14 protein-coding genes are annotated in these 12,647 nt (G+C 70.1%); 11 read left to right on the top strand and 3 right to left on the bottom strand.

The window, feature by feature from the left end; all coding sequences use genetic code 11:
• Window positions 1-70 precede the first annotated feature (70 nt).
• The 11 genes from ccmA (at window position 71) to chrA (ending at window position 8,819) form a co-directional block, all read left to right on the top strand.
• Entirely contained in the window at window positions 71-727 is a 657-nt protein-coding gene (gene ccmA / locus H165_RS0105865) for a cytochrome c biogenesis heme-transporting ATPase CcmA (protein ID WP_408002805.1), read from the top strand.
• Complete coding sequence (gene ccmB, locus H165_RS0105860; RefSeq protein ID WP_017937979.1) at window positions 724-1,395, top strand: heme exporter protein CcmB; 672 nt, start codon at window positions 724-726, stop codon at window positions 1,393-1,395. The genes ccmA and ccmB overlap by 4 nt, the downstream gene beginning before the upstream one ends.
• A gap of 96 nt (window positions 1,396-1,491) precedes the next feature.
• Window positions 1,492-2,247 carry a heme ABC transporter permease gene (locus H165_RS0105855; protein WP_017937978.1) on the top strand — a complete coding sequence of 252 codons (756 nt, stop codon included), beginning with the start codon at window positions 1,492-1,494 and terminating at the stop codon, window positions 2,245-2,247.
• Window positions 2,244-2,420, top strand: coding sequence for a heme exporter protein CcmD (ccmD, locus tag H165_RS0105850; RefSeq protein ID WP_017937977.1), 177 nt, complete (start codon window positions 2,244-2,246; stop codon window positions 2,418-2,420). Before H165_RS0105855 ends, ccmD begins: the two co-directional genes overlap by 4 nt.
• On the top strand, window positions 2,417-2,860 hold the full coding sequence (gene ccmE, locus H165_RS0105845; protein ID WP_017937976.1) for a cytochrome c maturation protein CcmE: 444 nt from the start codon (window positions 2,417-2,419) through the stop codon (window positions 2,858-2,860). Before ccmD ends, ccmE begins: the two co-directional genes overlap by 4 nt.
• An 18-nt stretch (window positions 2,861-2,878) precedes the next feature.
• A complete protein-coding gene (locus tag H165_RS0105840) occupies window positions 2,879-4,852 on the top strand; it encodes a heme lyase CcmF/NrfE family subunit (protein WP_169333513.1) in 1,974 nt (657 codons plus the stop codon).
• Window positions 4,849-5,385, top strand: coding sequence for a DsbE family thiol:disulfide interchange protein (locus tag H165_RS0105835; RefSeq protein WP_017937974.1), 537 nt, complete (start codon window positions 4,849-4,851; stop codon window positions 5,383-5,385). Before H165_RS0105840 ends, H165_RS0105835 begins: the two co-directional genes overlap by 4 nt.
• Window positions 5,382-5,873 carry a cytochrome c-type biogenesis protein gene (locus H165_RS0105830; protein WP_017937973.1) on the top strand — a complete coding sequence of 164 codons (492 nt, stop codon included), beginning with the start codon at window positions 5,382-5,384 and terminating at the stop codon, window positions 5,871-5,873. Before H165_RS0105835 ends, H165_RS0105830 begins: the two co-directional genes overlap by 4 nt.
• The gene (gene ccmI, locus H165_RS0105825) at window positions 5,866-7,071 is read left to right on the top strand and encodes a c-type cytochrome biogenesis protein CcmI (RefSeq protein ID WP_017937972.1); all 1,206 of its coding nucleotides are present in this window, start codon (window positions 5,866-5,868) and stop codon (window positions 7,069-7,071) included. Before H165_RS0105830 ends, ccmI begins: the two co-directional genes overlap by 8 nt.
• Window positions 7,072-7,118: 47 nt before the next feature.
• Window positions 7,119-7,532, top strand: a complete 414-nt coding sequence (locus tag H165_RS0105820) for a hypothetical protein (RefSeq protein ID WP_017937971.1) — start codon at window positions 7,119-7,121, stop codon at window positions 7,530-7,532.
• A 78-nt stretch (window positions 7,533-7,610) separates the two neighbouring features.
• A complete protein-coding gene (gene chrA, locus H165_RS0105815; RefSeq protein ID WP_017937970.1) occupies window positions 7,611-8,819 on the top strand; it encodes a chromate efflux transporter in 1,209 nt (402 codons plus the stop codon).
• Between the two features lie 64 nt (window positions 8,820-8,883).
• Here chrA and H165_RS0105810 read toward each other — a convergent pair whose 3' ends face one another.
• The 3 genes from H165_RS0105810 to H165_RS0105800 all read right to left on the bottom strand — a co-directional run bounded on the left by H165_RS0105810 (window position 8,884) and on the right by H165_RS0105800 (window position 12,575).
• Window positions 8,884-9,762, bottom strand: coding sequence for an urea transporter (locus H165_RS0105810; protein WP_017937969.1), 879 nt, complete (start codon window positions 9,760-9,762; stop codon window positions 8,884-8,886).
• Between the two features lie 132 nt (window positions 9,763-9,894).
• Complete coding sequence (gene pyk / locus H165_RS0105805) at window positions 9,895-11,307, bottom strand: pyruvate kinase (RefSeq protein WP_017937968.1); 1,413 nt, start codon at window positions 11,305-11,307, stop codon at window positions 9,895-9,897.
• The gene (locus H165_RS0105800; RefSeq protein WP_017937967.1) at window positions 11,304-12,575 is read right to left on the bottom strand and encodes a glycerate kinase type-2 family protein; all 1,272 of its coding nucleotides are present in this window, start codon (window positions 12,573-12,575) and stop codon (window positions 11,304-11,306) included. The genes pyk and H165_RS0105800 overlap by 4 nt, the downstream gene beginning before the upstream one ends.
• Window positions 12,576-12,647 lie beyond the last annotated feature (72 nt).

The raw sequence follows: 12,647 nt of genomic DNA, 5'->3' as shown, positions 1-12,647 counted from the left end.
CCGCCCGGTTTCGACCGGCTGGCCAGCCGGGCATCCGGCCAGTATAACGGCCGATGCCTTCCCGACTTGAATATCCGTGGACTCGCATGACGTGACCAGTCTTGTACTCGAAACCCTGGCCCTCGCCTGCGAGCGGGACTGGCGCCTGCTTTTCGAAGACCTGGACCTGCGCCTGCAGGGTGGCGACATGCTGCAGGTCAGTGGCCCCAACGGTAGCGGCAAGACCAGCCTGCTGCGTCTGCTGGCCGGGCTGATGCGCCCGACCGCCGGGGAAATCCGCCTGAACGGCCTGCCGCTGGCCAGGCTGCGCGGCGAACTGGCCCGCAACCTGCTGTGGATCGGCCATGCCGCGGGGATCAAGGGGCTGCTGAGTGCCGAGGAGAACCTCGCCTGGCTGTGTGCCCTGCACAAGCCGGTCGAGCGCCAGGCGATCTGGCAGGCCTTGGAGGCGGTCGGCCTGCGCGGCTTCGAGGATGTGCCCTGTCATACCCTGTCGGCCGGCCAGCAGCGCCGCGTGGCCCTGGCCCGTCTGTACCTCGACCCGCCGCCGCTGTGGATCCTCGACGAACCCTTCACCGCCCTGGACAAGCAGGGCGTGGCCCAGCTCGAGGCGCACCTGGCCGAGCATTGCCGGCAGGGCGGCCTGGTGGTGTTCACCACCCACCATACGCTGAGCCTGAAGCCGGCCGGCTATCGCGATCTGGACCTGGGGCAGCGCGCCGCATGAGCAACGTCTTCACTTCCCTGGTGGCCCGCGAAGCCCGTCTGCTGTTCCGCCGTCCGGCAGAGCTGGCCAATCCCCTGGTGTTCTTCGCCATCGTGGTGGCCCTGTTCCCCTTGGCGGTGGGCCCAGAGACCCAGCTGCTGCAGACCCTCTCGCCGGGGTTGGTCTGGGTGGCGGCGCTGCTTGCCGTGCTGCTCTCCCTGGACGGCCTGTTCCGCAGCGACTTCGAGGATGGCTCCCTGGAGCAGTGGGTCCTTTCGTCGCACCCCCTGCCTCTTCTGGTGCTGGCCAAGGTGCTGGCACACTGGCTGTTTTCCGGGCTGGCGCTGGTGGTGCTGGCGCCGGTGCTGGCGCTGATGCTCGGCCTGCCGGCGCGCTGCCTGCCGGTGCTGCTGCTCTCGCTGTTGCTCGGCACCCCGGTGCTCAGCCTGCTCGGCGCGGTGGGCGCGGCACTGACCGTCGGTCTGAAACGTGGCGGTCTGCTGCTGGCACTGCTGATCCTGCCGCTGTATATCCCGGTGCTGATTCTCGGCAGCGGCGCGCTGCAGGCTTCCCTGCAAGGATTGCCGGCGGTCGGCCACCTGTTGTGGCTGGCCAGTCTCACCGCTCTGGCGGTGACCCTGACGCCTTTCGCCATCGCTGCCGGTCTGACCATTAGCGTGGGCGAATAACAAAAAACTGACGCGAAGCGCCTGCCCGGACTTCCGGGTGTCGCTCGCCCCGGAGGTCCGGGGGGGCAGGGGCCTCGCCGGATGACGAGTCGAACGATGAACTGGACCTGGTTTCACAAATGGGGTTCTCCCAAGTGGTTCTACGAGATGAGCGGCCGCTGGGTGTTCTGGCTGGCCCTCGTCGCCGCCGTGCTGCTGCCGGTCGGCCTGGTCTGGGGGCTGGCCTTCGCGCCGCCGGACTACCAGCAGGGCAATAGCTTCCGGATCATTTACATCCATGTGCCCACGGCGATCCTCGCCCAGTCCTGCTACCTGCTGCTGGCGGTGGCCGGGGTGATCGGTCTGGTGTGGAAGATGAAGCTGGCCGACGTGGCCCTGCAGCAGGCCGCGCCCATCGGCGCCTGGATGACCTTCCTGGCGCTGCTCACCGGGGCCATCTGGGGCAAGCCGACCTGGGGCTCATGGTGGGTCTGGGACGCGCGCCTGACCTCCATGCTGATCCTGCTGTTCCTGTACTTCGGGGTCATCGCCCTCGGCCAGGCGATCAGCAACCGCGACAGTGCGGCCAAGGCCTGCGCGGTGCTGGCGGTGGTCGGCGTGGTCAACATCCCGATCATCAAGTACTCGGTGGAGTGGTGGAACACCCTGCACCAACCGGCCACCTTCAAGCTCACCGAGCGACCGGCCATGCCGCCGGAGATGTGGCTGCCGCTGCTGGTCATGGTGATCGGCTTCTACTGTTTCTTCGCCGCCGTGCTGCTGCTGCGCATGCGTCTCGAGGTGCTCAGGCGCGAGGCACGCAGCAGCTGGGTCAAGGCCGAGATCGAACGTCAGCTGGGAGGCCGGAAATGAGCTTTGCGTCCTTCGCCGAGTTCCTCGCCATGGGCCAGCACGGTCCCTACGTGTGGAGCGCCTACGGCATCAGCCTGGGCGTGCTGATCCTCAATGTCGCGCTGCCGTTGCTGGCGCGGCGCCGTTACCTGCAAGAAGAGGCGCGCCGTCTGCGCCGGGAGAGCAAGTCGTGAATCCGCTGCGCAAGAAGCGTCTGTTCATCGTCCTCGGCATCCTCGCCGGGGTCGCCATCGCCGTCGGCCTGGCCCTCACCGCCCTGCAGCAGAACATCAACCTGTTCTACACGCCGACCCAGATCGCCAACGGCGAGGCGCCCCAGGACACCCGCATCCGCGCCGGCGGCATGGTCAAGGAGGGCTCGGTGCAGCGCTCCGCGGACTCCCTGGAGGTACGCTTCGTGGTCACCGACTATGCCAAGGATGTGACCATCCAGTATCACGGCATCCTCCCCGACCTGTTCCGTGAGGGCCAGGGCATAGTCGCGCTCGGCAAGCTGAACGCCGAGGGCGTGCTGGTGGCCGACGAGGTGCTGGCCAAGCACGACGAGAAGTACATGCCGCCGGAGGTCACCAAGGCCCTGAAGGACAGCGGCCAGCTGCCCAAGGAGGGCTGAGCCGTGAGCGCCGCCCTGCTGATTCCCGAACTGGGTCATCTGGCGATGATCCTCGCCCTGTGCTTCGCCCTGGTGCAGGCCAGCCTGCCGCTGGTCGGCGCCTGGCGCGGCGATCGCCAGTGGATGGGCCTGGCGGTGCCGGCCGCCTGGGGGCAGTTCGCCTTCCTGGCGTTCGCCTTCGCCTGCCTGACCTGGGCCTTCCTAAACGACGACTTCAGCGTGCGCTACGTGGCCAGCAACTCCAACAGCGCGCTGCCCTGGTACTACAAGTTCAGCGCCGTGTGGGGCGCCCACGAGGGCTCGCTGCTGCTCTGGGCGCTGATCCTCGGCGGCTGGACCTTCGCCGTCTCGGTATTCTCCCGGCAGTTGCCCGAGGCCATGCTGGCCCGGGTGCTGGCGGTGATGGGAATGATCAGCATCGGCTTCCTGCTGTTCCTGATCGTCACCTCCAACCCCTTCGAGCGGCTGCTGCCGAACAGTCCCATGGACGGCAACGACCTCAACCCGCTGCTCCAGGACATCGGCCTGATCGTCCACCCGCCGATGCTCTACATGGGCTACGTGGGCTTCTCGGTGGCCTTCGCCTTCGCCATCGCCGCGCTGCTCGGCGGCCGTCTGGACGCCGCCTGGGCGCGCTGGTCGAGGCCTTGGACCATAGTTGCCTGGTCGTTCCTCGGCATTGGCATCACCCTCGGCTCCTGGTGGGCCTACTACGAGCTGGGCTGGGGCGGCTGGTGGTTCTGGGACCCGGTGGAGAACGCTTCCTTCATGCCCTGGCTGGTGGGCACCGCGTTGCTGCACTCCCTGGCGGTGACCGAGAAGCGCGGGGTATTCAAGAGCTGGACGGTGCTCCTGGCGATTGCCGCCTTCTCGCTGTCGCTGCTCGGCACCTTCCTGGTCCGCTCCGGGGTGCTGACCTCGGTGCATGCCTTCGCCACCGACCCGGAACGCGGCATCTTCGTGCTGGCCTTCCTGTTCGTCGTGGTCGGCGGCTCGCTGACCCTGTTCGCCCTGCGCGCCCCGGTGGTTAAGAGCCAGGTAGGCTTCGGCCTGTGGTCGCGGGAGACCCTGCTGCTGGTCAACAACCTAGTGCTGGTGGTGGCCAGCGCCATGATTCTGCTCGGCACCCTCTATCCGCTGGTGCTGGATGCCCTGTCCGGCGCCAAGCTGTCGGTCGGGCCACCGTATTTCAACGCCCTGTTCCTGCCGCTGATGGCGCTGCTCATGGTGGTGCTGGCAATCGGCGTGATCGTGCGCTGGAAGGACACCCCGCTGAAATGGCTGGCCGGCATGCTTGGCCCGGTGCTGCTCGCCAGCGTGGCGTTCGGCGTGCTGGCCAGTTTCCTGTTCGGCGACTTCCACTGGGCGGCGCTGGCCACCTGGCTGCTGGCCGCCTGGGTGGTGCTCGCCGGGCTGCGCGACCTGCTCGACAAGACCCGCCACAGCGGCCTGCTCAAGGGCCTCGGAAAGCTCGGCCGCAGCTACTGGGGCATGCAGCTGGGGCATCTGGGCATCGCCGTGTGCGCCCTGGGCGTGGTGCTGTCCAGCCAGTACAGCGCCGAGCGTGATCTGCGCATGGCCCCCGGCGATTCCCTGGAGCTGGCCGGCTACCGCTTCGTGTTCGAGGGCACCCAGCACTACGAGGGGCCCAACTTCACTTCCGACCACGGCACCGTGCGGGTCCTGCGTGACGGCGAGGAAGTCGCCGTGCTCCATCCGGAGAAACGCCTGTACCGCGTGCAGCAGTCGGTAATGACCGAGGCGGGCATCGACGCCGGCTTCACCCGTGACCTCTACGTGGCCCTCGGCGAGCCGCTGGAGAACGGCGCCTGGGCCGTGCGCCTGCATGTCAAGCCCTACGTGCGCTGGATCTGGCTGGGCGGCCTGTTGACCGCCTTCGGCGGCCTGCTGGCGGCTCTCGACCGGCGCTACCGCGTCAAGGTGAAGACCCGGGTGCGCGAAGCGCTCGGCCTGGCTGGAGCACAAGCATGAGACGGCTGATCCTTCTGATTCCCCTGCTGATCTTCCTGGGCGTCGCGGTGTTCCTCTACCGCGGCCTGTTCCTTGACCCCTCCGAGCTGCCTTCGGCGCTGATCGGCAAGCCGGTGCCGGCCTTCTCGCTGCCCAGCGTGCAGGACGAGCGCACCCTGACCCAGGACGACCTCAAGGGCCGGCCGGCGCTGCTCAACGTCTGGGCCACCTGGTGCGTGGCCTGCCGGGTCGAGCATCCGGTGCTGAACAGGCTGGCCGAGCAGGGCGTGCGCATCCTCGGCGTCAACTACAAGGACGACAACGCCGCGGCGCGCAAGTGGCTGGAGGAATTCCACGACCCCTACCAGCTCAACATCAACGATGCCCAAGGCAGCCTGGGGCTGGACCTCGGCGTCTACGGCGCGCCGGAGACCTTCCTGATCGACGCCCAGGGCATCATCCGCCACAAGTACGTCGGGGTGATCGATCAGGACGTCTGGCGCGAGCAGCTGGCGCCGCTGTACCGGCAACTGGTCGACGAGGCAGGCCAATGAAACGCCTGACCGCCGCCCTGCTTGCCGTGTTGTGCCTGGCCGGTACCGCACGCGCCGCCATCGACACCTACGAGTTCGCCGACGAGGCGCAGCGCGAGCGCTTCCGCGAGCTGACCAAGGAACTGCGCTGCCCGAAGTGCCAGAACCAGGACATCGCCGACTCCAACGCGCCCATCGCCGCCGACCTGCGCCGCGAGATCCACCGCATGCTCGGCGAGGGCCGGAGCGACCAGGAGATCGTCGACTTCATGGTCGACCGCTACGGCGACTTCGTGCGCTACAAGCCGCCGGTCACCTCGCGCACCTTCCTGCTCTGGTACGGCCCGGCGCTGCTGCTCGGCGCCGGCCTGGTGGTGTTGGGCACCATCGTCCTGCGCCGTCGTCGGGTAGAGAACGCTCCGGTCGCCGCACGGCTTTCCGACCAGGAACGCGCCCGCCTCGATGCCCTGCTGAAATCCACCTTCGCGGACAAGACTTCGAATGACTGATTTCTGGCTCGCCGCCGGCCTGTTGCTGCTGGTCGCCTTCGCTTTTCTGCTGATTCCCGTGCTGCGCGGCCGCAAGGCCCAGGCCGAGGAGGATCGCACCGCCCTCAACGTCGCCCTCTACCAGGAACGCATCGCCGAACTGGAAGGCGAGCACAGCGCCGGCGTGCTCAGCGACGCCCAGCTGGAGGCCGGCCGCGCCGAGGCGGCCCGCGAGCTGCTCGCCGACACCGAGGGCGCCGAGGGCAACGGCGTCACCCGCCTGGGCCGCGCCGTGCCGCTGCTCGCCGCGCTGCTGGTGCCGCTCCTCGGCTTTGGCCTCTACCTGCATTGGGGCGCCAGCGACAAGGTGGCGCTGACCCGCGAGTTCGCCCAGATGCCGCGCAGCATCGAGGAGATGACCGCGCGCCTGGAGCAGGCGGTCAAGGCCCAGCCCGATTCGCCGGAAGCCTGGTACTTCCTCGGTCGCACCTACATGACCCAGGAGCGCCCCACCGAGGCTGCCGGCGCCTTCGAGCGCGCCGCCGCGCTCACCGGCCGCCAGCCCGAGGTGCTCGGCCAGTGGGCCCAGGCCCTGTACTTCGCCGGCGAGCGACGCTGGACGCCGGAGCTGCAAGCGCTCACCGACGAGGCGCTGAAGGGCGACCCGGAGGAGGTCACCAGCCTCGGCCTGTTGGGCATCGCCGCCTTCGAGGAGCAGCGCTTCAAGGATGCCATCGGTTACTGGGAACGCCTGGTCGCCGTGCTGCCGGCCGAGGATCCGTCGCGCGCGGCGATCCAGGGCGGTATCGAGCGCGCCAGGGCCCGCCTGCAGGAAGGCGGCGAGGCCGGCGCCGACAAGCCGGCCGCCGGCCAGGCCGGGCCGGCGCTCAAGGTCCGGGTGGAGCTGGCCGCGGCGCTCAGGGACAAGGTCCAGCCGGGCGACAGCGTGTTCGTCTTCGCCCGCGCCAGCAGCGGTCCGCCCATGCCCCTGGCGGTCAAGCGCCTGCGCGTGGCCGACCTGCCGGCCGAGGTGGAGCTGTCCGACGCCGACGCGATGATGCCGCAGCTGAAACTTTCCGCCTTCCCCGAGGTTCAATTGGTGGCCCGCGTGTCCCGCGCCGGCGATGCCACCAACGGCGAATGGATTGGCCGCAGCGAGCCGCTGGCCAGTGGTACCCGCGAGTTGCAGCAGCTGAGCATCGACAGCCCGGACGAGTGATCGGCTAGGCTTGCCGGGCTGGGGCCACTTTTTCTGGAGGTCTTCCCATGAAAGCGTCTCTGCGTCTTCTCGCTCTGGCCCTGGCGGCCGCTCTGGCCGGCTGTTCCACGCCGCACCGCGCGCCGGAGCCGCCGGCGCATCCCGGACCGCCGGCCCAGACGCCTCCGCCGGTGCACACTCCGCAGCCGCGCGTCCCCCTGCCGCCGGCCCAGCCGGCGCCGCAGCAGCCGACCACCATGAAGGCCCATCCGCGCTACGCCCCGCCGCCCGGCGGTAACTGCCACTGGGACAACAGCCTGGGCGTCTACGTGCTGGAGAACGCCCGCGACCTCTACTACCGCGAGCGTACCTACTACCGCTGGGACGGCGGCTGGTACTGGTCGAACAGCCCTCAGGGACCCTGGCAGGAAACCGACAGCAGTGGCGTGCCACCGGGTCTTGGCCGCCGCTACGCCCGTTAGGCGGACTCCTCTCGGGGTGTCCGGACTAGCGGCCGTGGCCTCTCGCGTCTTGCCCGGAACCCCCGCGGAGCCTCCTCGATGATGCACGCCAGTGATACCGGCCAGGCCGCCCGCGCCTGGGAAGTCTTCCGCCTGTTCCTGCGCTTGGGGATGACATCCTTCGGCGGTCCCGTCGCCCATCTCGGCTACTTCCGTGAGGAGTTCGTGGTACGCCGCCGGTGGCTCGGCGAGCGCGCCTATGCCGAGCTGGTCGCCCTCTGCCTGTTCCTCCCTGGTCCGGCCAGCAGCCAGGTTGGCATGGCGCTGGGCCTGACACGTGCCGGCTGGCCCGGGATGTTGGCGGCCTGGATCGGCTTCAGCCTGCCGTCGGCCGCGCTGCTGATGCTCTTCGCCTTCGGGCTGTCCGGCTGGGGGGCGGCGTTGCCGCCCGGCGTGCTGCACGGCCTCAAGCTGGTGGCCTTGGCGGTGGTGGCCCAGGCGGTGTGGAGCATGGCCCGCAGCCTCTGCGGCAGCTCCGGGCGGTTCGTCCTGATGCTGGCGGCGGCGGCCGTGGTGCTGCTCTTTCCTGGCACGCCAGGGCAGCTGCTGGTGATTGCCGGCGCCGGGCTGCTTGGCTGGGCCCTGCTACGCCGAGCCGCGGCGCCGTCCGGCGAGGCCCTTGTTGTCGGCGGCAGCCGGCGCGGGGCACTGCTCTGCCTGTGGGCGTTCGGCCTGCTGCTGCTCGCGTTGCCGCTCGTCGCCCGGCTGTGGCCGGTGCCCCTGCTGGCGCTCGGCGATGCCTTCTACCGCGCCGGGGCGCTGGTGTTCGGAGGTGGTCACGTGGTGCTGCCGCTGCTCCAGACCGCGCTGGTGGAGCCCGGCTGGGTGGAACGGGACAGCTTCCTGGCCGGCTACGGCGCTGCCCAGGCGGTGCCCGGGCCGCTGTTCACCTTCGCCGCCTTTCTGGGCACCGCGGCGGGTGGTTTCTGGGGTGGGTTGCTGGGCCTGGCTGCGATCTTCCTGCCGTCCTTCCTGCTGGTCGCCGGGGTACTGCCGTTCTGGGCACGGCTGCGCGGCCGGGCCGGCGTGCAGGCGGCGCTGGCCGGGATCAACACGGCGGTGGTCGGGCTCCTGCTGGCGGCGCTCTACGATCCGCTGTGGACCAGCACCATCGCTGGCCCGGTGGATCTGCTCCTCGCCTTGGCGGCCTGGGCGGCGCTGGTCTTCGGCCGCCTGCCGCCCTGGCTGCTGATGCTGCTCTGCGTGCTGGGCGGCTGGTTGTCGGGGACGCTACGGCTGCCTGTTTGAGCGGTGCCAGCTGTGCCATCAGCGCCGTCGGCGCTCGGGACGGCGGGGGACGCCAGGGGCACGTTCACGTCTGTGGCGGCGGTACCGGCTGGCGGGCCGAACGGGAGCTGGCCAGCACCAGCCAGCAGGCTAGGATGAAGGGGGCGGTTAGTGGCGGCGTGCCGAGGGCCGGGAAGCAGGGCTGTAGTAGCAGGGTGAGGAGGATGCCGGTCAGCGGCGCCCAGGGCCAGCGGTGGCTCTGACCAAGGGCCAGGGCGGCGAGCACCGCGTTGTAGCCGTACAGCCCGAGCAGCGCGCTGTCCTGCGGCCAGCCTTGGAACAGGGCCAGCGCCAGTCCGGCCAGGGACGCGCCGGCCGCCCAGGCCGCGGCACGCCAGTCGGCCAGCAGCAGGCCGAGCAGCAGGCAGGCACCGGCCAGCGGGTCGTCGAGGAAGAGCACCTGGGCGATGCCTCGCAGCACGGCTGCGGCCAGTCCCGCGAGATCGGCCTGCAGCGCCGCGGCTGGTGCGATGCTCCGTTCCAGTTCCAGCGGCCCGTCGAGGGCCAGCAGCAGCCAGCCGAGCAGCACGAAGGGCAGGGTGTAGGCCGGCAGGCCGCCGCTGCGCCGGGCCAGTTTCAGCAGGTGGTGCAGCAGCAGGCTGGACAGCCCGGCGGTGGTCAGCACCAGCAGCGGCAGCAGAGGCGACCAGGAGAAGTGCGCACCGAGCAGCAGGCCCAGCAGGGTGCCGTTGTAGCCGTACAGGCCGGCCTCCGTCTCGGCGCCTGGATAGCCGCGGCGGAGGGCCACCAGCAGGCTGGCCAGACCGCCCAGCAGGGCATGGCCGAGCAGTTGGGGAGAGGAGAGCAGCAGGGCCAGTAGGACCAGTGCGCCGCACGCGGGGCTGCGCTGCAGGAAGATTTGGCTGCAACCATTGAGCAGAGCTTGGGACAGGGTTCGCGTCATGGCATGGCGCAGGAAAAAGAGGGGGCGGCCGTTGGAGAGGACGGTCGCCCCGCGGCAGGGCCGGATGGAAGTTGCTGGTGTTGCGCCTGACCGGCAGCCCTCGCGGGGGGAGGAGGGCTGCCGGCGCGGTGCTCAGAGTGTCTCGATGCGCAGCGTGTTGGTGGTGCCGGGCTGGCCGAAGGGCACGCCGGCGGTGATCACCACGGTATCGCCGGGTTTGGCCAGCCCCTGGGCCTGGGCGACGTCCAGGGCGGTGCGGGTGACCTCCTCGACCTGCTGGAGACGCTGCTTGACCACCGAGTAGATGCCCCAGGCCACGGTGAGGCGGCGCGCGGTCTCCAGGTTGGGGGTCAGGCTGAGGATGGTTGCCCGCGGTCGCTCCCGCGAGGCGCGCAGGCTGGAGGTGCCGGATTCGGTGTAGTTGACCAGCGCTGCCACCGGCAGGATGGCGCTGACCCGGCGGATCGCGCAGCTGATCGCATCCGAGGCGGTGGGCTCGGCCTGCGGGCGGCCGACGTCGAGCTGGGCCTGGAAGTCCGGCTCGTTCTCCACCTGGCGGATGATCTTGCTCATCATCTGCACGGCCTCCAGCGGATAGTCGCCGGAGGCGGTCTCCGCGGAGAGCATCACCGCGTCGGTGCCCTCGGACACCGCGGTGGCCACGTCGGTGACCTCGGCGCGGGTCGGCGCCGGAGAGAAACGCATGGATTCGAGCATCTGGGTGGCGACCACCACCGGACGGCCGAGGCGCCGACAGGTGGCGATGATCTCCTTCTGGATGCGCGGCACGTTCTCCGCCGGGACCTCCACGCCGAGGTCGCCGCGGGCCACCATGATGGCGTCACTGAGCCGAGCGATCTCCTCCAGGTGCTGTACCGCCGAGGGCTTCTCGATCTTCGCCATCAGCGCGGCCCTGCCGCCGATCAGCTCGCGGGCCTCGTGGATGTCCTCGGGCCGCTGCACGAAGGACAGCGCCACCCAGTCCACTCCCAGCTCCAGGCCGAAGGCCAGGTCGCGGCGGTCCTTGTCGGTGAGCGGGGAGAGCTGCAGCACTGCCTCCGGGACGTTGACGCCCTTGCGGTCGGACAGCTCGCCGCCGGCGATCACTTGGGTGTCTATGGCCTCGGCGTGCCTGGCGGTCACCACCAGGCGCAGGCGGCCGTCGTCGAGCAGCAGGCTCATGCCCGGCTGCAGGGCCGCGATGATCTCCGGGTGGGGCAGGTTGACGCGCCGGGCGTCGCCCGGGGTCGGGTCCAGGTCGAGGCGAAAGGCCTGGCCTTTGGCCAACTGCACCTTGCCTGCGGCGAAGCGGCCGACGCGCAGCTTGGGCCCCTGCAGGTCCATGAGGATGCCGATGGGGTAGTCGAGCTCGCGCTCCACCTCGCGCACCCAGCGGTAACGCTCGGCGTGGTCGGCGTGTTCGCCGTGGCTGAAGTTGAGGCGGAACAGGTTGACGCCGGCCTCCACCAGTTGGCGGATGTCGTCCTGGCCGCGGATGGCGGGGCCTAGGGTGGCGAGGATTTTGACTTTCTTGTTGGGCGTCATGGTGCGGGTGCCTCGATCAGGATGGCGCGGAAGTCGTTGACGTTGGTGCGGGTCGGGCCGGTGACGATCAGGTCGTCGAGGGCGGCGAAGTAGCCGTAGCCGTCGTTGTCGTCCAGCGCGGTGCGCGCCGACAGGCCCAGGGCTTGGGCGCGGGCGTGGGAGTCGGGGGTCATGAGGGCGCCGGCGTTGTCCTCGGAGCCGTCGATGCCGTCGGTGTCGCCAGCCAGGGCGTAGACCCCGGGCAGGCCCTTGAGGCTCTCGGTGAGGGCCAGGAGGAACTCGGCGTTGCGTCCGCCGCGGCCGTTGCCGCGCACGGTCACCGTGGTCTCGCCGCCGGAGAGGATCACGCAGGGCGCCGCCAGCGGCTGGCCGTGCAGGACGATCTGCCGGGCGATGCCGGCGTGTACCTTGGCCACCTCGCGGGCCTCGCCCTCCAGGTCGCCGAGGATCAGCGGGGTGTAGCCGGCGGCGCGGGCCTTCGCGGCGGCGGTCTCGAGGGCCTGCTGCGGGGTGGCGATCAACTGGAAGTGGCTGCGCGCGAGGCAGGGATCGCCGGGCTTGACGGTCTCCGAACGCGGATCCTCGAGCCAGGCGCGTACATGGGCGGGCACCTCGATGCGATAGCGGGCGAGGATCTCCAGGGCCTCGGCGGAGGTGGTGGGGTCGGCCACCGTGGGCCCGGAGGCGATCACCGTGGCTTCGTCGCCGGGCACGTCGGAGATCGCGTAGGTATACACCGTGGCTGGCCAGCAGGCGCGGGCCAGGCGGCCGCCCTTGATGGCGGAGAGGTGCTTTCGTACGCAGTTCATCTCGCCGATGGTCGCCCCGGACCTGAGCAGCGCCTTGTTGACCGCCTGCTTGTCGGCCAGGGTTAGCCCTTCGGCAGGCAGGGCCAGCAGCGAGGAGCCGCCGCCGGAGAGCAGGAAGATCACCCGGTCGCTTTCCGAGAGGTTGCCGACCAGTTCCAGCACCCGGCGGGCGACCCGCTCGCCGGCGTCGTCCGGCACCGGGTGGGCGGCCTCGACCACTTCGATACGCTGGCAGGCGGCGCCGTGGCCGTAGCGGGTGACCACCAGCCCGGCGAGCTCGCTCTGCCATTCGCGCTCGACCACCTCGGCCATGGCAGCGGCGGCTTTGCCGGCGCCGATGACGATGACCCGCCCGGAACGGTCGGCGGGCAGGTGGTCGGCGAGGACCTGCCGGGGATGAGCGGCGGCGATGGCGGTGGCGAAGAGTTCGCGGAGCAGGGTTTGCGGATCGTGTGGCATGGCAGGCTCCAGATGGGGGTCGGATCGGTTCTGTTGGGACTCCGCCGCCGGCGCAGGGTTGCATCGGGGCGG

Source organism: Pseudomonas thermotolerans DSM 14292, assembly GCF_000364625.1.
Lineage (GTDB): Bacteria > Pseudomonadota > Gammaproteobacteria > Pseudomonadales > Pseudomonadaceae > Aquipseudomonas > Aquipseudomonas thermotolerans.
This window is presented reverse-complemented; position numbering and strand designations above follow the sequence as displayed.

Bases quoted from the DNA above. Each gene is read 5' to 3' on its own strand.
- ccmI (WP_017937972.1), top strand. From the start codon at position 5,866: ATGACTGATTTCTGGCTCGCCGCCGGCCTGTTGCTGCTGGTCGCCTTC.
- H165_RS0105820 (WP_017937971.1), top strand. From the start codon at position 7,119: ATGAAAGCGTCTCTGCGTCTTCTCGCTCTGGCCCTGGCGGCCGCTCTG.
- chrA (WP_017937970.1), top strand. From the start codon at position 7,611: ATGATGCACGCCAGTGATACCGGCCAGGCCGCCCGCGCCTGGGAAGTC.
- H165_RS0105835 (WP_017937974.1), top strand. From the start codon at position 4,849: ATGAGACGGCTGATCCTTCTGATTCCCCTGCTGATCTTCCTGGGCGTC.
- H165_RS0105830 (WP_017937973.1), top strand. From the start codon at position 5,382: ATGAAACGCCTGACCGCCGCCCTGCTTGCCGTGTTGTGCCTGGCCGGT.
- ccmB (WP_017937979.1), top strand. From the start codon at position 724: ATGAGCAACGTCTTCACTTCCCTGGTGGCCCGCGAAGCCCGTCTGCTG.
- H165_RS0105810 (WP_017937969.1), bottom strand. From the start codon at position 9,762: ATGACGCGAACCCTGTCCCAAGCTCTGCTCAATGGTTGCAGCCAAATC.
- ccmD (WP_017937977.1), top strand. From the start codon at position 2,244: ATGAGCTTTGCGTCCTTCGCCGAGTTCCTCGCCATGGGCCAGCACGGT.
- H165_RS0105855 (WP_017937978.1), top strand. From the start codon at position 1,492: ATGAACTGGACCTGGTTTCACAAATGGGGTTCTCCCAAGTGGTTCTAC.
- pyk (WP_017937968.1), bottom strand. From the start codon at position 11,307: ATGACGCCCAACAAGAAAGTCAAAATCCTCGCCACCCTAGGCCCCGCC.
- H165_RS0105800 (WP_017937967.1), bottom strand. From the start codon at position 12,575: ATGCCACACGATCCGCAAACCCTGCTCCGCGAACTCTTCGCCACCGCC.